Genomic DNA, 19279 nt, shown 5'->3' with positions numbered 1-19279 from the left:
ACGCTTGGAAAGCGTGTGTGCGTCTAGCGCGTACCGAGGGTTCGAATCCCTCCCTCTCCGCATAATTATTTTAAGGCTTCGTTTCGTTGGTCTTTTAAGACTAATGTAACGAAGCTTTTTTTATTTAACCTATCTGTTTTTAGGCCGATATATATTAGTAATGTAAAGGCAATTTAGAAATCAAATTTTGTGTTTTACATCCAATTTTTTGGATTGATCTCCAATCGGGGGATGAAAGTTATCAAGAAGACAAGTTTAGCGTTTAGGGCGTGATTGGTACTGTCAGGGACATATAATTTTTGATCTTACAACGATAAACTTCGCTGTATCAATTTTAACAAGAAGGCATTTTAAGAAATTTTACCTTAAACAGAGGCTTAGAAAAGATGAAGAACTCGCTTCCCATTGCACTCACACTATTTTTAGCATTTTCTATTTGGTCTTGCGAACAACCTAAATCGCCAGACTTCAAAGTAAATAATCAGGTCGAAATTCCATTGACAATGGAAAAAACGTATCCATTTTTGGGGGCAGATGAAGCTTTAGTAGATACAACTTCCGAAGATTTTGTAGATCTCTTTACAACTGATGGCGATGGCTTGGTTCGACTGGTTAAAGAAGAAAAGGCCAGTTTTGGCGATCTAAATGATGCTATTCCGGTGATAGATATATCACCAACAACTGTAAACCCAAATGTAGGTGAAATAGAGGTTAAAGAATTTGCTTCTTCTGGAAATGTAGGTAGTATTGCAGCAGAAGATTTTGTTCCCGGTGCCTCTACACTGCAACAAGGAGACAGTTTAACCCAAGGATCTGCTAATGGAATTGAAATAAGTAATTTTAATCCTGACTATTTCGAAAGTGCTATAGTAGAAAATGATGGATCTTTAAATATTGTAGTAACCAATAGTTTGGGTTTTAATGCTGATGATAATTTTAATGTTATTTTAAAATCTAATGGGGTTAAGGTCGGGAATGATGATGTGAGTTCGCTTGATCATAACGAAACAGATACAGCAAAAATAAATATTTCTGCCGGTGACCAACTTTCAAATTTAGGGGTTGAAATAGATGTGGCATGGTCGAATCAAGAAATGCAATCTGATCCCGGGAATTTAGTAGTTAATAATGTCTTTGGTCAGGATGCCGCAAATCCCTCGGATGGGTTAATGCTATCTGAAGTAACTGCGAAGATTGCCTCTCAAAGCTTTGATGCAAACGGTACAACGAATGTGGATAATCAAGATTTTGAGTTCCGGGAACAGGAGGATGTAATTGAGCTTAGTGATAGCACGCAGGGTGTTAATAAATTGAATATTGATATTACCAATAATATCGATATCGATATTCAGAATTTGAATATCACCTTTTTGGGCATTGAGGATAGAGAAGGTAATCCTTATTCAATAAGTATGAGTGATATTGCTCGAAATAGCAGTACGTCAATAACTGACGATATCTCGGAGCACAAGATTACCTCAGAAAAAATTAATTACACTATCGCTGCCCAAACCCAAAATACACAGAATTCAAGCAATGCAAGCACCATACGTAAATCGGATGATATAGTTGCAGAAATAAATTTACAGGGATTGGATATTGGTCGTGCTGAAGGGTATCTCGCACCACGTCAAATATTATTAAATGAGGATAAAACCACCGATTTTGTAGATAATATTGATGTTTTCAATGATGATGAAGCAGAGGTAACACAGATTGACGGTATCGATAAAATTTCTGACCGGGTTGCTAATATTACCTTTGATAATCCGGTATTGAATATGCTCTATCAGACAAATCTTGGAGTCCAAACAACTATTTATGCTGTGATTGTTGGCACAGATAGCGATGGCAATCAAGAGTTTTTAACTGGCCTTGATGGAACATCCCATCAAGTGCAGAACAGTGAGATCCCCTCAGAATTACAAGTCAATGGTCAACGGGCTGAAGAAAATCAGGTAATTAAATTTGAGCTTGAAACCGCTTCAAATCCGGATCCTGGGGAAGGAGAGTCCCGAGGTAATAGATTTGATGCCTCGAATACCAACGCTCCTGACTTTTTCAGCAATTTACCTACTAAGATACGATTTATAGGGGTTGCTGAGGTCAATGACAAACAAGAAAATGGAACAGTAGTAAACCCTGTTATCTTTGAGCCGTCATTTGGTGTTGAAATTCCATTTAGCTTATCAGCAAACAATGCTACATATAAGGACACGGTGGATGCTGACTTCAGCGATCTGCCAGAAGAAAAGGAAGATCGCAAATTATCGGAGGCGGCAATTACTATCAATTATTCAAATGGATTGCCACTTGATTTAAGCTTGGATGTAATCATGCTTGATGCTAATGGAAATGAAGTTACAACTAAAAGTGATATTGCGGTAGAGGCAGCATCAACTAATCAGGAGGGATATGCTACTGATTCTTCTCAAAACGATTATGAAATAAGTTTTTCTGAGAGCGAGATGAATGATTTACACCGTACTCGATCCATGGTGATGGATATCTCAATTAATACAGCTGGTCAACAGACCATAAGTCTAAGGGAGAACGATGCTGTTACTTTTAAGGTGAAAGTGAGGGCCGGAATAACCTCAACAATTAATTAAAGGGAATAGGGATCAAGATTATGAAGATTTGTAAGCAATTTGCATTCATTTGTATAGCAGCAGGATTATTAATTGTTGGATGGGGCACATCAGCTAAAGCGCAGTCGGGCCATTTTTCGGCCAAAAGTTTGGGATTGGGTGGATCAGGTACCGCATATCTTGATACTTATCATGCAAATTTTGTCAATCCCGCTAATCTTATGCTCAATGCAGATACAAAGCCCTCTACTTCTATTGGGTTGCTGGGAGGTGTTTCAGCGACTGCAGGCGGACCGCTTATGAATATTTCGGTATATAATAGACACTTTACTACCGGTGATGTTGTTGCTCACGAAGCCATTGATGAATGGTTTGGCTCTGCCATGGGAAACAGCAGAGCCATGGGCATGGAGGTAGATGTTATACCTCTTGCGGCATCATGGCGTGGAGATAAGATGGCTTTTAGCCTTGCTTTTCGGAATCGCGCGCTTTTTTCAGGATCAGTAAATAGAGGATTCTCAGAGGTGTTACTCACTGGTATCAGTCAAGAACGATTTTCTGACCCCCAACCTCTCAATTTTAGTAGCAAAGGGGTAGCGTTCAGTGAACTTTCAGCCGGACTTTCTTATCAACTGTTAGAACTGCCCACGCTTTTGGGGATTGGAGAGAATGTGAAATTATTTGCAGGTGTTGCTCCCAAATATCTGATTCCACATTATACCTCGAGTATTGATTTTAATTCTACCTTACAAGTTACAAAAAACGAAGTGATCCATGATTTCTCGTATACTTTTAGCTCGGTTGGAGAGTTAACCACCCAGTTTGAAGATTACTACCAAGCCAGACAAGATCCTAATTTTGATGGTGAGATAGGCGATTTTGTTGATCCAGATGGAGCAAGTTTTACAGAAACACAGGGCACAGGTTTTGGGGTTGATTTAGGCGGAACGTTGGAAATGGATTTAGCGGGACCGATCAGAGGTGCTTTCTCGTGGATTGAAGGAGATAAAACGCTTCGGGTAGGTCTTTCGATAACGGATATCGGAAGTATTACGTATGATAATAACGCTGACCAATTTTCAGCGGATGAAACCTTTAGCTGGGATGGTATCGATGTTGAAGATGGTTTGTCCGATAATTTTGCTGATAGTGTGCGAAAAGAAATCTATCAGAATTATGCCCCCTCAGAAAGCAATGAAATTACGGAAAAGCTTCCGACAAAACTGAATTTTGGAGCACAACTGCAAGCCGGTAAGTTGGGTTTCGCCTTTGATATTCAGAAAGGGATGTATGAGACGGGCATGAATAGCCCTCGTCTTGCTTTGGGATTCGGGGCCGAATACAAACTATTTGATGTAATACCACTTAGAGCAGGATATCGAACGGGAGGATTAACCTCGTCGAGCATTACCTTTGGAACGGGTATAGAGTTACGAAATTTCGAATTTACAGTGGCCGGATTAACCGTGCCCAACTCTGAAAATAGAGGTTCAGGCATGGGCGGAGCCTGGAGCGGATTGGTGATCAGGTTTTAAGATCTGAAAATTACTAACTCAGTGTATATCTATTTAAATCTATTTCCGGATACAGGGACTTTCCAGTTGTAAGATGGTCGGCATAGTGATTGGCAAGAAACTTCCCGTATAATAGTCCTTTGGATCCGAGTCCTGCAAATACGTGGAGGTTAGTATAGGCCGGATGTAAGCCTAAAATTGGTTTATAGTTTGGTGTGGAGGTGCGAACGCCGGCCCACTGGTCTACAATCGTAGATTCTTTCTCCAGCTGTGGTAGTGTTCGTCTCAACCGTTTCCGAAGATACGCTTCTCCTTCATCATTAGGTTGTAGATTAGAAAAGTCGTGCTCATAGGTGCTTCCCTGAATAAATGTATCTTCATCGCCTAAACGAGCAATATATCCGAGACTTGAAATAGAATGTGGAAAGCCGAGGGGACCACTCTCTTTTTGAAACTTAGCTACTTGACCTTTGATGAGGTTAAAGGGTATCCAATCCCAAAAGGGAGAGGTCGCAACAGTGTGACCGGTAGCATAAACCAGGTGATCAGCATGTATGGTAATTTCATTAAGCTCAAGTAACCAATAGTCATCCTTCGATATGGGATAAGGCTTTTCTCCACAATAAATATCAATACCTGAACTCTTCAAAAATCGGCTATAAGCTTTCATGTATGCTCCAACATCAACTGTAATACCTATTGGCAGCCATAACCCTCCATCAACACAGTTTATATTCGGATGAATTTCTTGTATCTCATTGTCAGTTTTCCATTCGCACCATCCTTCAGGCCAAGTTGTTTTGTCGTATTGATTTTTCATTTTACGAGCCATCTTTTCAAACAGGGCCGGACGTAAAAGGCCATTTTGATAAAAAAAGGAGCTGTCAGAAAAGGCCTGAGCTTTTTCTAAGTTTGACAAAATGGATTCGAAGCATTCTTCGGCCTTCCAGGTTTTTTTGGCCCTTCTACCCGTAGCTGGATTTACAAGTCCCCCCGGCGTTCCGGAAGCACCTGAACCAATCTCGTTTTGATCAATAACTATGGATTCTATGTTGTGTTCGAGCAGGGCGTCAGCAAGTGAAAGGCCAGCAATACCCCCGCCAAGAATACAGAAATCAGTCTTTCGAATCATTAATTAATTCAAGAGCTCTGATGATGTGATTTTTGTTGCTCCCTGATCAAGCATTTCGTCCCACGCCTGATCGACAGATCCTTCAATATCAATTCCTTTTACGGCATCTTCTATCACATATAAATCAAATCCTTCTTTGATACCATCAAGTACCGACCATTTTACGCAAAAGTCGGTTGCTAATCCCACAGCATAGAGAGTATCGATCCCCCTTTCCTTCAGGTAGCCGGAGAGCCCTGTAGAGGTGCTGTTATCATTTTCGAAAAATGCCGAGTAGGAGTCGATATCCTTTCGAAAGCCTTTACGGATGATCATTTGTGAGAGGCTGGTTTCGAGATCAGGATGGAAATCAGAACCTTGACTCCTTTGAACGCAGTGATCAGGCCAGAGAACCTGTTCTCCATAGGGCATATTAATGGTTTCAAACGGTTCTTTTCCTTGGTGAGAGGAGGCAAAGGAAGAGTGTCCGTCGGGATGCCAGTCCTGCGTTTGAATGACGACATCAAATTGCTCAGAAAGCTTGTTAATGGTTGGGATAATTGCATCACCCTTTGGTACTTCAAGTGCTCCTCCGGGACAAAAATCGTTTTGAACATCAATAATCAAAAGAGCTCTCATAATAAGATTGTTAACCTTTTTTTAGTTCTTGAGTTAGATTATCACGTAAATTCATCAATTTTTTGCTTATGCCCACTTTGTAGATATGTGGGTTGTCAAAACGTTTATGTTCGGGAATCAATTTTGTCAATCTTTCCTGTGCATACAACGCACTTTCTTTAGGAGTAGGGATATCAATAGTGAGTTTCCCGTTTCTCATTACATTATGCAACAAATACTCGGCATTAAAGTCAGTGACTGTGGCATGCTTGGTGGGGTAGTGGGGATGATAAATGGTTTCAACATTTTCTTCTTCGGCAAGAATAATACCGTCACCATAAAAAGTGCCATCATCTCCGCTGTAGCGGATAACCTCTTTACGCCCCGGCAGCGTAATTTTCTCAACATTTTCAGAAATTTTTAGCTTTGGTTCATTATTAACGGAAGCCAACTTATACACGCCATCTAAAGCGGGACTATCCTGACCGGTGACAAGACGCGTTCCAACACCAAAAAGGTCAATTGGGGCATTCTGGCTTAACAGACTTTTGATAAGTCGTTCATCAAGCTGATTGGAGGCAGCAATTTTAACGTATTCAAGTCCAGCTTCATCAAGTTGCTTGCGTGCCTGCCTTGAGAAGTAAGCCAAGTCGCCACTATCCAAACGTATGGCTTTGAGTTTATGGCCTTGTTTTTCCAGTTCTTTACCTACTTTGATAGCATTGGGCACTCCATTATTGAGGGTGTCATAAGTATCGACCAACAGAATGCAATCATCCGGGTAATATTCAGCATATTTGCGAAAAGCAGTTAGCTCGTTGGAAAACGACTGTATCCAGGAGTGGGCCATAGTACCACTGGCGGGAATATCATCATGAAAAGAACTATAAACATTTGACGTGGCTTCAATTCCACCAATATAAGCTGCCTTACTTGCTTGAATGCCCCCCAATCCCTGAGCTCTTCGCAATCCAAAATCAAGCACTTTTCGATCACCTGCTGCATATTTCATCCGCGAAGCTTTCGTGGCAATAAGCGACTCAAAATTCAGAATATTTAACAGTAAAGTTTCTAAAATTTGAGCTTCTATTATATTTCCTTCTATACGGATAATTGGCTCAGTGGGAAAGACGATTTCTCCCTCTTTCGCGGCATAAATATCGGCTGATAATTTAAAGTTTCGTAAGTAGTCCAGAAACTCTTTTCGAAATCCTTGTTTAGCCAAATATGCAATTTCATCTTCGTGAAAACGAAAGTTTTCCAGGGTTTTCAGTAAGTCGGCCAAACCAGCAAATATAACATATCCGCCTTCAAATGGAAGATCACGAAAAAAATAATCGAAAGTAGCTTCTTCATCCTGTCTTCCCGCCAAAAAATATCCCTGAGCCATTGTAAGCTCATAATAATCAGTATATAGTGCCGGGCGCTCAAGTATTGTTGAATGGTCGGATTGGACTAAAGTCATAACTTTTATGCTATTATAAATTAAAGCCAACCAAAGATAACCAATACAATATAGAAGCTGTAACTATTTTGTTACTTAATTGGTTCTGCGACGAAGAAACATAAAGATGTTAGGATCATTTTGTTGCTATATACTCTTATTTAACTTGCGGGTGTTTTGATTTCCAAATAAAAGAACACTGTTTTTATATCTGCAAAGGCGGTTATAATTTGTATCTTTGCACCGAAATTTTACTAAACGGTAAGTATTGATTTTTGTGAATTCTAATAATGCTTGGATTATAATTATTTTGGTCTTAGCGGGTGCCGTATTGGGCAGTTGTGCCACACCTACATCCCCAACAGGAGGGCCTCCTGATGAAAAGGGACCTGAAATTATACGTACCGAGCCCGAAACCGGAACTACGAATTTCAGTAGTCAACGTATTACGCTTTACTTTTCTGAATTTGTGGAGCGATCTTCTCTTAATCAGGCAATTGTTATTGAACCTGATATTGGAATATCCTATAGCATCGACTGGGGGCGAAAATCAGCGGCAATTGAATTCGACCGTCAAATTCCTGATTCAACGACACTAATTGTGACAATTGGCACTGATTTAACTGATACTAATAATAACGGCATGTCATCGCCCCAAAAAGTAGCTGTATCTACGGGAGCAGAAATTGACAAAGGGGAGATCCGTGGAAAAATTCTTGATGCAGCAACGGGAGAAGGGGCAGAAGGTAGCCGAATATTGCTTTACCGAGAGCCTTATGATTTAACCCAAAAGGCTGATTATATCGCTTCTACTGACACAGCGGGACGGTTTCAGTTTTCTTATCTGCCCCAGGGAAAGTTTAAACTCTTTTGGGCAGATGATCGCAACAGAAATAAAATATGGGAACCGCAGCAAGAAAGAGCCCAACCGTTTAAGCGAGAATTTGTGACTCTACAAAAAGAGGAGAAGGATACACTTGGAACGCTATTTTTTACCTCCGTAGACACCATAAAACCAACCTTGCAAGGGGTGGGGTTATTTTCATCAAACCGAATGCGCATGCGGTTTAGTGAAGATATTATGTTAACGGACAGTGCCAATATTGTTGTAACGGATACTTTAGGTAACGAATACAGCCAAGCGTGGCCTCTTTATATTCAACCGGGGGAACTGTATATCCTGTTTGCCCACAGTATAGATTCTTTGGCTTCGGAATCGAGTTATAGCCTGACTACGACTGGTATTTTTGATGGGGCAGAAAATCCGGTTGACGATTACACAAATTCTTTTACCGGCTCTGCCCAGACAGATACTACGCAGCAGAGAATCATAAAACGAAATACAACATCCGGTTACTATCCCAGCCAGCCATTTGAAATTACCTATGCGAAACCTATTGATGAGCCTGCAATTACAGATTCTCTTAAAATTGTGGAAGGCGATACCCTTCTGGATACATGGCCAAATATTGAGATTAAACAAAATGTTTTACGGATTAATCCTACTGAACAATGGAAAGATGGGGTTGAGTATGAAGTACGTATATGGGACCCCCTTACAGAAGATTATCGAAAGTTTAACCCGCAGATATGGCATTCTTCCCAAATGGGAGCATTGAATGTGATGATGGAGGATTCCACCCTAAAAGATGTACGATTGCGGCTCGTAAATAACGAATCGGGGCTAAAAAGAGATACATTGTTTACAGGTCAGGTAGAAATCAATAATTTACCCCCTCTTAATTATAAGTTGACGGTTTATCATGATAGTAACTCCAATGGCCGTTGGGATTACGGACAAATTGATCCCTATGTAAAGCCCGAATCGTATTACATAAGAAAACAGGTGCCGGTAGAAGAAGGACTTACCGGCGATCTCACGATTGTATTCCCCAATTAGATCAAAATCTGTAGTTACTCTATTAGATGAAAAACAAGCTCAAAAAACTTACACCTTTCATAAGTATTATATTCTTTGCTTTTGCTTTGTGGTTTCTTCATCAGGAACTACAGCAATATGCAATGTCGGAAGTAATGACACAGCTTTCGGACATTCCCAATAAATATATTCTTTTTTCGCTGGTGCTCTCGTTTTTAAGTTATCTATTATTAACGGCTTATGATGCACTGGGTGTACATTATATTGGAGAGAAACTGGAAGCGGGGAAAATTATTCGAGCGGGATATGTGGGTTATGCTTTTAGCCATAATATGGGTATGGCCCTAATTACCGGTGGATCTATTCGCTATCGTATCTATTCGGTTTGGGGGTTTTCGGGTATGCAGGTCACGCAGATTGTAGCCTTTAGTGCTTTTACCCTCTGGATTGGTTTTTGTGCGGTTGCAGGCTTGGCCTTACTTTTTGCAACCCCCGATTTGCCAAATGATGTAGTGCTTCCATTTGTATCACTTCGAATATTGGGGGCAATATTGTTGGTTATGGTGTTGTCCTATATTGCAGCGAGTTATAAGTTCAGAAAAGAGCTCACCTTCAAAAGCTGGTCCTTTAAGTTTCCCAGCTCAAAGTTGGCATTACAGCAAGTAGCTATTGCATCGATTGATTGGTTATTGGCAGCTTCGGTGTTGTATGTATTGCTCCCGGATTTAGGAATTAGTTTTTTTAGTTTTGTAGGGGCGTTTTTGTTGGCGCAAATTGTGGGGCTATTTAGTCAAGTACCCGGTGGATTAGGCGTTTTTGAATCTATCATGTTAATGTATCTGACGAATTTTATGCCTGGTTCTCAGGTGCTTAGCATTCTGGTTGTGTATCGTATTATCTATTATATCCTTCCGTTGTTGGGGGCATTAATTGTCTTGGGATATCAGGAGTATATCGTTAATCGTCGCAAGGTTAAGGTTCTACAGCGAAAAGCCGCCAACTGGGTACCGCGTGTCGTGCCACAGGTTATGAGTTTTTCTGTATTTATTGGTGGAACTATCTTACTATTTTCTGGAGCGGTACCGTCAGAAGTACCTCGCATGGAATGGCTACAGCATTTTATTCCGCTTCCGGTTATTGAGATGTCGCACTTTTTTGCCAGCTTAGTTGGAGCTGCATTACTGGTTTTAGCCAGTGGATTGCAGCGGCGTATCGATGGCGCTTATCACTTAACAATTGGGTTACTTGTATTCGGGATTTTGTTCTCTCTCTTAAAAGGGGCTGACTACGAAGAAGCTTTGATGTTATCCGTGATGCTTATTGCATTGATACCTTGCCGAAAAGAGTTTCACCGTAAAGCATCACTCATGGATCAATTCTTTTCGGCTCGCTGGCTCTCCTTAATCTTGATGGTACTGGCCAGTGCAATTTGGCTTGGTATCTTCTCATACGGACACGTTGAATATCAAAGAGAACTTTGGTGGCAGTTTTCTCTAACGGGGGATGCCCCTCGCTATATGCGGGCTATGGTTGCGGTGTTAGGATTTGCTGTTATTATCGGATTAGTTAAACTGCTTCGTCCCAAGCATAAAGAGACCAGGGAACCCGGTGATCAGGAGCTGCTTATGGCAAAGGATATTATCAGCAGGTCAGAAAACGCACTTTCTAATTTAGTATTGCTCGGGGATAAAGAATTATTAATTAATGAGTCTCGTTCTTCATTTATCATGTTTGCTCGAGAAGCTCAAAACTGGGTCACCTTGGGTGATCCGGTTGGCGCTGGCGATGAGACAGAAGAGTTGATTTGGGAGTTTTATGATGAGTGTACCAACCAGGGATATGGGCCGGTATTTTATCAGGTAGGAGAGAAATATTTGGAGCATTATATGGATTTAGGGCTGGCCCTTTACAAATTGGGAGAGGAAGCTCGTATTGGTCTGCCCAATTTTGATCCGGAAAAATCTATTGATAACAAAGTTTGGTCGGGTTATCAGGAGTTAGAGCAGCGGGACTACAGCTTTGAAGTAATTCCGCAAAAGTCAGTAGCGTCCTATCTGCCCGAGTTAAAAGTCATTTCGGATGCCAGCCTTTCGGCACGAAATACAAAAGAACGCGGCTTTTCGGTTGGTTATTTTGATAAAGGGTATTTAAGCCAGTTCCCAATAGCAGTAGTTAAAAAAGGAGGAAACCTATTGGCTTTTGCTAATATTCTGCAGGGAGCAGACAGGTACGAGCTGACTACCGATCTACTCCGTTATCGACCGGAGTCGCCGGCTGGTATCATTGATTATATGTTAATCCACACGATGCTATGGGGAAAGCAACAGGATTATGAATGGTTTAATTTAGGGATGGCACCACTATCGGGTATGGGTGAACACGACTTTTCTCCGGGATGGAATAAGTTGGCAGATTTTGTATATACCTATGGAGAAAATATTTACGGCTTTAAAAAAGTCCGAAGATATAAGAGTCAGTTTAATCCTGTATGGGAGCCTAAATTCTTAGTTGGCCCTGGGGGCTGGTCGCTGCCACGCGTATTATCAAATTTGACAAACATTGTTTCTGGCGGATTTGATAGCATCATGACCAAGAAATAAACGATATTTTGAGGGCGTAAGTAATAAATAATGTCCCTCAAATTTGTTACCTTCCGTTCTAACACATCCAACAGAAAATATTAAAAATATTATGTCTGAAGATACCATGGCCTCTGATCAAGAAACTCATACGGCATCCAAAGAACATACAGAAACAAAGAGTGATAGTCGGCCGGACGTTTATGAGGCCGAGCATAATATCCGTTTTGTAACAGCTGCCAGTCTATTTGACGGTCATGATGCCAGTATTAACATCATGCGGCGTATTTTGCAAAGCAGTGGGGCAGAGGTAATCCACTTGGGACATAACCGATCGGTACAGGAGATTGTTGACTGTGCTATCCAAGAAGATGTACAAGGCATTGCAGTGAGTTCCTATCAAGGGGGACACATGGAGTATTTTAAATATATGGTAGAGTTGCTTGAAGAGCGCGGAGCCTCACATATTAATGTTTTTGGCGGTGGCGGTGGTGTTATTGTTGATGAAGAGATTGAAGAGCTACACAAGGCCGGTGTATGTCGCATATTTTCTGTTGAGGATGGCAGTGAAATGGGGCTACAGGGCATGATCAATTATATGCTCGAAAAGTGTGATTTTGATACAGCTGACATAGAAGAGGTTGATGCTCAGGACATCACACAACAAGATTCACAAACTATTGCCCGGTGTATATCAGCGTTGGAGAATAAACACGATGACATCATTTCCTTTAAAGATGATAAGCTCTTTGATGGTAAAGGAAATATGATCCCTGCTCAGAAGAATGGGAATCCGATTCCACTAATTGGAATTACCGGAACAGGTGGAGCCGGAAAAAGTTCGCTGACTGATGAGCTAATACGGAGATTCTTGACGGAATTTGAAAATATTAATATTGCTGTAATCTCTATCGACCCCTCAAAAGTGCGGACCGGTGGTGCATTGCTCGGCGATCGTATCCGCATGAATAGCCTTGATCCGGATCGCGTGTATATGCGTAGTCTGGCAACGCGGGCAAGCAACCGAGCGACGAGCTTGTCAGTAAAAGGGGCTATTGAAATCTGTAAAACGGCCGGCTTTGATCTGGTGATTGTAGAAACCAGTGGTATTGGACAGAGTGATACTGAAATTGTGAATATCTCAGATATCCCCCTGTATGTCATGACCAGCGAGTATGGAGCGGCCACACAGCTTGAGAAAATTAACATGCTTGACCTGGCTGAATTGGTCGTATTGAATAAATTTGAAAAGAAAGGTTCGCTGGATGCCCTGCGAGATGTACGGAAACAGATGAAACGTAATCGTGGGGCCTGGGATTTAGATCCCGAAGCTATGCCGGTATATCCGACGATTGCGGCTCAGTTTAACGATGAGGGCGTCAATCGGTTATTTAAAGCGATTGTCGATAAAGTTAATGATTATTACAGCATCAACTGGGAAACAAAGTTACATACCAACCCTAATCCAGCCGAAGATATTCAGGCGCAATCAATAATTCCCGGAAAGCGACAGCGTTATTTATCCGATATTTCGGATACTATTCGCGATTACCACAGCTGGACCGAACAGCAGGTAGAGATTGCCAGTAAATTGGAGAATGTAACCGGTACCATCGAACAGGTTGATCGCTGGGACCCTGACGAAAAGGATGAGCTGAAGGTTAAGTTAAAATCTATGCAAAAGCATTGGCTCAGTAAGCTGGATGCACGCTGTAAGAAAATCTTGGACGGTTGGGACGATCTATTTGAGGAATATCAGCAGGACTATGTTGAAGTTCAGGTGCGTGATAAAACATTTAAGAATAAAATGTACCGCGAATCGCTGAGTGGATTGGAGATTCCACGAGTTGCCCTTCCCAAAACAAAGCACAAAGGGGAACAGCTTAAATTTGCCCTCAAAGAGAATTTGCCAGGGTACTATCCTTTTACAGCTGGTGTGTTTGAGTTTAAGCGTGAGGGAGAAGATCCTACGCGCATGTTCGCCGGCGAAGGAACGCCAGAGCGAACCAACAAGCGATTTCATTATCTGAGTGAAGGCATGCCTGCGGCTCGACTGTCAACGGCTTTTGACTCGGTAACGTTATATGGAGAGGATCCCGATCATCGTCCCGATATCTACGGTAAAGTAGGCAACTCGGGCGTGAGTATCTGCACGCTGGACGATATGAAGAAACTGTATTCCGGTTTTGAGCTTACTTCTCCCAAAACGTCGGTATCAATGACTATAAATGGTCCGGCCCCGATGATTTTGGCGATGTTTATGAATACGGCTATTGATCAGGAGGTAGAGCGTTATCTCAAAGAGAATGGACAGTGGGATGAGGCAAAGCAAAAAATTGAGAACTACTTTAAAGAACGCGATGTAGATGCTCCGAAATACCATAGTGAACTACCGGATACCAATGATGGTTTTGGATTGGGTTTACTGGGTATTAGCGGTGATAAATTAATTGATGATGATATCTATGAAGAAATAAAAGAAGAAGCACTTTCCGTTGTCCGTGGAACGGTTCAGGCCGATATCTTGAAAGAAGATCAGGCTCAAAACACCTGCATTTTTTCTACCGAATTTGCCCTTAAGATGATGGGTGATATCCAGCAATATTTTACCGAGCATCATGTCCGCAATTACTACTCGGTGTCTATTTCGGGATATCATATTGCCGAAGCCGGCGCTAATCCCATCACACAAGCGGCCTTTACGCTGGCTAATGGATTTACGTATGTAGAGTATTATCTTTCCCGCGGCATGGATATTGATGAATTTGCCCATAACCTCTCGTTCTTCTTTAGCAATGGATTGGATCCGGAATATGCGGTTATTGGTCGAGTGGCAAGACGTATTTGGGCTGTAGCGATGCGCGAGAAATACGGTGCCAACGAACGGTCACAGAAGCTTAAATATCACATCCAAACCAGCGGACGATCGTTGCATGCCCAGGAAATTCAGTTTAATGATATCCGGACTACCCTGCAGGCGCTAATGGCTATTTATGACAACTGCAACTCATTGCATACCAATGCTTACGATGAAGCGATAACCACGCCAACTGAAGAGTCGGTACGACGTGCTTTGGCGATTCAGTTGATTATTAATAAAGAAATGGGGCCTGCAAAGAACGAGAATATTAATCAAGGATCATATTTCATCGAAGAGCTTACGGATCTTGTAGAAGAGGCCATTCTTTCTGAATTTGATCGCCTTACGGAACGTGGTGGCGTACTTGGAGCCATGGAAAATATGTATCAACGGGGTAAAATTCAGGATGAGAGTCTTCATTACGAATCTAAAAAGCACAGTGGTGAGTTACCAATTATTGGGGTCAATACCTTCAAGAATGAAGATGCTGAAAGTGTTGAGGATCAAAAAGAAGTCGACCTGATACGCTCGACTAAAGAGGAAAAAGAGCAGCAGATACAAAATGTCGAAGCCTTTTGGGAACGCAATAAGGAAGAGTCTGAAGAGGCTATTGAGCAACTTAAGGAAGTAGCTCGTAATAATGGCAATATCTTTGAAGAGCTCATGGAAACGGTGAAAGTGGCTTCGCTGGGACAAATTTCTCAGGCACTCTACGAAGTTGGCGGGCAGTATCGTAGAAATATGTAATTCTCTCTTAAACTATTGATCGGATTATGAAGAAAATATTAGTTTTAGTTGGCTTACTATTATTTTCATTTAGCCTCACAAAGGCTCAAGTGACAGACTTTGAGCCAAAGTCATTTACAGACAGCCTTGGACAAGAATTAAAGTACCGGATTTTAAAACCTGTGAATTATGATAGCAGCAAGAGCTATCCGCTTGTTTTATTTTTGCACGGGGCCGGTGAACGAGGCGATGACAATTATAGTCAGCTTAAATGGGGAGTGTCGCATCTTGCCGAACCCAAGATGAGGGAGAAATATCCGGCATTTGTGGTGGCTCCACAGGTTCCAGAAGGAGAGTACTGGTCAACGCTTTCATCCGTGCGCGATACAAGCTCCTATACTCAGCCCATGGCAGAGGAGCCAAGTGCACCAATGAAGCTTACTATTCAGCTGTTGGAAAAACTTCAAGAGGAGTTTTCTATTGATACAGATCGGCTCTATGTCACCGGTATTTCCATGGGCGGGTTTGGTACATTTGATTTAATTCAGCGTCATGCCAATAAGTTTGCCGCAGCTGTTCCCATCTGTGGCGGTGGAGATTTAACACGTGCTTTTACCCTTACTGATATTCCGATGTGGGTTTTTCATGGCACGCAGGATAAAGTTGTTCACCCTGAGTTTTCCCGTTCCATGGTCGAAGCCATACGAATTGCTGGCGGTGAACCTGGATATACGGAATATCCCGATGAGGGACATATAGGAGCATGGGTGCAGGCCTATCGAAACCCACATCTTTATGAGTGGATGTTCAGTAAAGAGCTATCGTCCGGGGATTAGTCTTATTAGACAACAACTTTTTATTAAGAAATAGTATTAGTTAATACCGAAAATGGGTAGCATAGTTTTAACTGCTATGCATAGAACAAAATAGGCAGTATAATTTTGAAGCTTACAGTAGCTCTTTTGGCTAAATGAAAATAAAAAAAGCCCGAACTCAACTAATAAATGAGTTCGGGCTTTATTAATAGTAAAAAAGAGATTTACACTATTTTTCGGCTACAGCCAACATTCCCAACAAACGTTCTGCGTCTGTGACTTGATCGCTGTTATTATATTCGTCCATAATTTTTTGAGCGTATTGCTGGGCTTTTTCATTATTACCTGCATCATGGAAAGCATTTGCTGCTTCAAGGTAATTATACGGTGTGGTAGAATCATTTACATCCCACTCGGCTGCTTTGACATACATTTGTGCCGCTTCAGCATGATTTCCGAGTTCGGTATGGATAACAGCATGAAAGGAGAGAGGCCCAACACCCATAATTCCTTCGGGAACCTCATAACTTCTGATATACTGTAAAGCTTCTTGGTAATTTCCAAGCTTAAAAGTACTTACTGCTGCATAATATCGGGCAAGATTTGCAGCATCTGTCATGCCGTAATTGTTGATGATTTGTTCAAATCCCACGGTAAAATCTGCGTTAGAACCTGTCAGGGCTTTTTGGTAATCACCTTGCAGATAAGCCTGTGAGGCATAGCCCATCAGTTCTTGTGCTTCACTTTCTTGTGCTTCCGCGTAATAATAATATCCCACAGAACCACCGATAAAAAGAACAAATGCTATGGCCGCACCAATTACAGCGTTTTTGTTTTTATCGTAAAAACTCTGTGCTTTTGAAAAAGTTTCAAGGAGTACGTCTTGTTCTAATTCTTCTTTTACTTGTTTCTTACTCATGGTTTAAGCTTGTTATCGATTTATTTCAGGAGTAGCTGAAAATATGATTGTTTTATTTGATAGTAAAATTTAAAGGATATCTAACTTACCTTTTGAAAGTTGATAAATGGTATCAGATCTGTTGGCAATTTCTTTTTCATGGGTGATAAGAAGAATGCTAACCTCTTCGATTTCTCTGAGATTAAACAGGTAGTCCAGAATTATTGAGGTATTGTCTTCGTCAAGATTGCCGGTTGGCTCATCGGCAAGTATTAAGTCGGGGCTGTTCATTAAAGCGCGTGCCATGGCTACGCGTTGCTGTTCGCCGCCTGATAGTTGGGTAGGGCGGTGTTCGGCTCGGTCAGGGATACCAAACTCTTTTAACAGATAGTTTGCCCTCTGTCCTGCTTTTTCGGGTGATTCTCCTTGTATTAACATCGGCATCATAATGTTTTCGAGGGCAGTAAACTCGGGCAACAAGTGATGAAACTGAAAAACAAACCCCAATTTAGTATTCCTAAAATGAGCCAGTGACTCAGGATCCATGTCATAAATAGATTCATTTCCCCAGAGCACAGTACCGGTATTAGGTTTGTCAAGGCCGCCAAGTATATGAAGAAGCGTGCTTTTACCACTGCCGCTTACTCCTATAACGGTTGAAATAGAGCCCTTTTGGATACCTACAGACGTATTATCCAAGACTGTCAATGTTCCATTACCTGATTCAGTCTTGTATTGCTTGGTAATATTTTTTCCTTCTAAGATAATCGACATGGACAATATTAGTCGTCAAGGTTACTTCTGTTAAATCCCGGATAGATAATAGGCTCAATATGTTCACATTTTGCAGAATCGGTATTTACTTTAGCCAGAATACCGCACATGTGGTTGTTTCCGTTGGCCAACCGGTAGCGGTGGGGCGTACCCAATTTAAAGCGTTTCATTGAAGTATTTTTATCCATCCCCAAGACCGAATCAAAGGAGCCGGTCATTCCTACATCACTAATGTAACCCGTTCCTTGAGGAAAAATACGAGCATCATTCGTGGGGATGTGAGTATGCGTACCTACCATTACCGAGATTTCACCATCGAGATGCCATGCAAGGGCCAGCTTTTCTGCCGTAGCTTCAGCATGAAAGTCTAAAAAAACAAGATCGGTTTCTTCTTTCATGCGCTCAATTACCCAATCGGCAGTATTAAAGGGGTCGTCTATAGCTTGCATGAAAGTACGTCCCTGCAGGTTGAGTACTCCAATCTTTTCATCGGAATTGGGGATATCATAAACGCCAAATCCATAGCCGGGGTTACCTTTGGGATAGTTCATGGGACGCAAGATGTTTCCATCTTCCTTCATGTAATCAAAAACCTTCCACTTAGCAAATGAGTGATTTCCACCCGTAATAACATGGACGCCCAGGTCATAAAGACGTTTGATAATGGATCGGTTAATACCTTTTCCTTCATGTGAGTTTTCTCCATTAGCAATCACAAAATCGGCATCGTATTTGTCAATGAATCCCGGCAAGATAGTTTCGAGGAGACTTAACCCAGGTTCACCTACAATGTCACCCACAAAAAGTATATTTATCAGATCTTTAGACATGCTGCTGATGATTAAAACGAAAATAGCTTCTAAAATGAAGCTGTAAAAGTAAGGAAAATAATAGCCTTATCAGAATTGAATTGAGATACTACTGGCGTATCTCTTCAATGAATTTTTCAAGAGATTCATTGACGTTTTTTAAGGTTTTATCCTCTTGTTGATTAAGTTCCCGATTGCGCTTTCGTTCTTCAAACAGTTCCTCGGCAATACTAAGGGCAGCAAGGGTCATAATAGTGGTATCGGGCTGCTTATTGAGCTCTTTATTATATTGACGAAATTTATCGTCAACATATCCGGCAATGCGTTTCATGGCCTCTTCTTCAGACTCCTCAACTTTAAGCGGATACTGCTTGCCAAGTATGGTAATTTTTATGGATTTCATTGGTTGTCCTCCAGATGGTTATCAATTTTTGATATTAAGCCCAACACCTGGTGACGAAGGGAAAGCCGCTCTGATTCCGAAATAGCAGAATAGATATCGGTTTGTCCATCCTGTATCTCTTTCAACTTTGAACGCAGATCACTGTTCTCTTTTTTGAGTTCCTTAATTTCATCATTCAGAGAGTGAATCTCTTCACGAATCTCATCGAGTAACTTGTGGAACTGCTCCTGATATGGGCTTTCGTTTGATAACACAATC

The 19279-nt window shown here is 41.5% G+C and carries 14 protein-coding genes; 6 read left to right on the top strand and 8 right to left on the bottom strand.

Going from position 1 to position 19279, the window contains the following annotated elements; translation table 11 throughout:
- Nucleotides 1-386 precede the first annotated feature (386 nt).
- Nucleotides 387-2612, top strand: coding sequence for a hypothetical protein (locus ACQ76V_RS03165; RefSeq protein WP_440999014.1), 2226 nt, complete (start codon nt 387-389; stop codon nt 2610-2612).
- A 20-nt stretch (nt 2613-2632) separates the two neighbouring features.
- On the top strand, nt 2633-4126 hold the full coding sequence (locus ACQ76V_RS03160) for a DUF5723 family protein (RefSeq protein WP_440999013.1): 1494 nt from the start codon (nt 2633-2635) through the stop codon (nt 4124-4126).
- A 13-nt stretch (nt 4127-4139) separates the two neighbouring features.
- On the opposite strand, the gene ACQ76V_RS03155 is transcribed toward ACQ76V_RS03160, so the two are convergent.
- The 3 genes from ACQ76V_RS03155 to ACQ76V_RS03145 are packed head-to-tail and all read right to left on the bottom strand — an operon-like array spanning nt 4140 to nt 7299.
- Entirely contained in the window at nt 4140-5237 is a 1098-nt protein-coding gene (locus ACQ76V_RS03155; RefSeq protein WP_440999012.1) for an NAD(P)/FAD-dependent oxidoreductase, read from the bottom strand.
- Nucleotides 5238-5240: 3 nt separating this feature from the next.
- On the bottom strand, nt 5241-5855 hold the full coding sequence (pncA, locus tag ACQ76V_RS03150; protein WP_440999011.1) for a bifunctional nicotinamidase/pyrazinamidase: 615 nt from the start codon (nt 5853-5855) through the stop codon (nt 5241-5243).
- A 10-nt stretch (nt 5856-5865) separates the two neighbouring features.
- Entirely contained in the window at nt 5866-7299 is a 1434-nt protein-coding gene (locus ACQ76V_RS03145; protein ID WP_440999010.1) for a nicotinate phosphoribosyltransferase, read from the bottom strand.
- A gap of 256 nt (nt 7300-7555) precedes the next feature.
- Between ACQ76V_RS03145 and ACQ76V_RS03140 the strand changes: the two genes are divergently transcribed.
- The 4 genes from ACQ76V_RS03140 (at nt 7556) to ACQ76V_RS03125 (ending at nt 16158) form a co-directional block, all read left to right on the top strand.
- Nucleotides 7556-9178 (top strand): Ig-like domain-containing protein, encoded by a 1623-nt coding sequence (locus ACQ76V_RS03140; protein WP_440999009.1) that lies wholly within the window; start codon nt 7556-7558, stop codon nt 9176-9178.
- A gap of 26 nt (nt 9179-9204) precedes the next feature.
- Entirely contained in the window at nt 9205-11757 is a 2553-nt protein-coding gene (mprF, locus tag ACQ76V_RS03135; RefSeq protein ID WP_440999008.1) for a bifunctional lysylphosphatidylglycerol flippase/synthetase MprF, read from the top strand.
- A 91-nt stretch (nt 11758-11848) separates the two neighbouring features.
- Complete coding sequence (locus ACQ76V_RS03130; RefSeq protein WP_440999007.1) at nt 11849-15343, top strand: methylmalonyl-CoA mutase family protein; 3495 nt, start codon at nt 11849-11851, stop codon at nt 15341-15343.
- 26 nt (nt 15344-15369) lie between these two features.
- A complete protein-coding gene (locus ACQ76V_RS03125; protein WP_440999006.1) occupies nt 15370-16158 on the top strand; it encodes a prolyl oligopeptidase family serine peptidase in 789 nt (262 codons plus the stop codon).
- 208 nt (nt 16159-16366) lie between these two features.
- On the opposite strand, the gene ACQ76V_RS03120 is transcribed toward ACQ76V_RS03125, so the two are convergent.
- From ACQ76V_RS03120 to ACQ76V_RS03100, 5 genes are all read right to left on the bottom strand, one after another.
- Complete coding sequence (locus tag ACQ76V_RS03120; protein ID WP_440999005.1) at nt 16367-17056, bottom strand: tetratricopeptide repeat protein; 690 nt, start codon at nt 17054-17056, stop codon at nt 16367-16369.
- Nucleotides 17057-17125: 69 nt separating this feature from the next.
- Nucleotides 17126-17809 (bottom strand): ABC transporter ATP-binding protein, encoded by a 684-nt coding sequence (locus ACQ76V_RS03115; RefSeq protein WP_440999004.1) that lies wholly within the window; start codon nt 17807-17809, stop codon nt 17126-17128.
- A gap of 8 nt (nt 17810-17817) precedes the next feature.
- Complete coding sequence (locus ACQ76V_RS03110) at nt 17818-18639, bottom strand: TIGR00282 family metallophosphoesterase (RefSeq protein ID WP_440999003.1); 822 nt, start codon at nt 18637-18639, stop codon at nt 17818-17820.
- Between the two features lie 88 nt (nt 18640-18727).
- Nucleotides 18728-19021, bottom strand: a complete 294-nt coding sequence (locus tag ACQ76V_RS03105; RefSeq protein WP_440999002.1) for a cell division protein ZapA — start codon at nt 19019-19021, stop codon at nt 18728-18730.
- Complete coding sequence (locus ACQ76V_RS03100; RefSeq protein WP_440999001.1) at nt 19018-19275, bottom strand: hypothetical protein; 258 nt, start codon at nt 19273-19275, stop codon at nt 19018-19020. Before ACQ76V_RS03100 ends, ACQ76V_RS03105 begins: the two co-directional genes overlap by 4 nt.
- Nucleotides 19276-19279: the final 4 nt, after the last annotated feature.

The organism is Fodinibius sp. SL11, from assembly GCF_052060035.1.
Taxonomy (GTDB): Bacteria; Bacteroidota; Rhodothermia; order Balneolales; family Balneolaceae; genus Fodinibius.
This window is presented reverse-complemented; position numbering and strand designations above follow the sequence as displayed.

Coding starts and splice junctions, on each gene's coding strand:
- ACQ76V_RS03165 (WP_440999014.1), top strand. CDS start 387: ATGAAGAACTCGCTTCCCATTGCACTCACACTATTTTTAGCATTTTCT.
- ACQ76V_RS03160 (WP_440999013.1), top strand. CDS start 2,633: ATGAAGATTTGTAAGCAATTTGCATTCATTTGTATAGCAGCAGGATTA.
- ACQ76V_RS03155 (WP_440999012.1), bottom strand. CDS start 5,237: ATGATTCGAAAGACTGATTTCTGTATTCTTGGCGGGGGTATTGCTGGC.
- pncA (WP_440999011.1), bottom strand. CDS start 5,855: ATGAGAGCTCTTTTGATTATTGATGTTCAAAACGATTTTTGTCCCGGA.
- ACQ76V_RS03145 (WP_440999010.1), bottom strand. CDS start 7,299: ATGACTTTAGTCCAATCCGACCATTCAACAATACTTGAGCGCCCGGCA.
- mprF (WP_440999008.1), top strand. CDS start 9,205: ATGAAAAACAAGCTCAAAAAACTTACACCTTTCATAAGTATTATATTC.
- ACQ76V_RS03130 (WP_440999007.1), top strand. CDS start 11,849: ATGTCTGAAGATACCATGGCCTCTGATCAAGAAACTCATACGGCATCC.
- ACQ76V_RS03125 (WP_440999006.1), top strand. CDS start 15,370: ATGAAGAAAATATTAGTTTTAGTTGGCTTACTATTATTTTCATTTAGC.
- ACQ76V_RS03120 (WP_440999005.1), bottom strand. CDS start 17,056: ATGAGTAAGAAACAAGTAAAAGAAGAATTAGAACAAGACGTACTCCTT.
- ACQ76V_RS03115 (WP_440999004.1), bottom strand. CDS start 17,809: ATGTCGATTATCTTAGAAGGAAAAAATATTACCAAGCAATACAAGACT.
- ACQ76V_RS03110 (WP_440999003.1), bottom strand. CDS start 18,639: ATGTCTAAAGATCTGATAAATATACTTTTTGTGGGTGACATTGTAGGT.
- ACQ76V_RS03105 (WP_440999002.1), bottom strand. CDS start 19,021: ATGAAATCCATAAAAATTACCATACTTGGCAAGCAGTATCCGCTTAAA.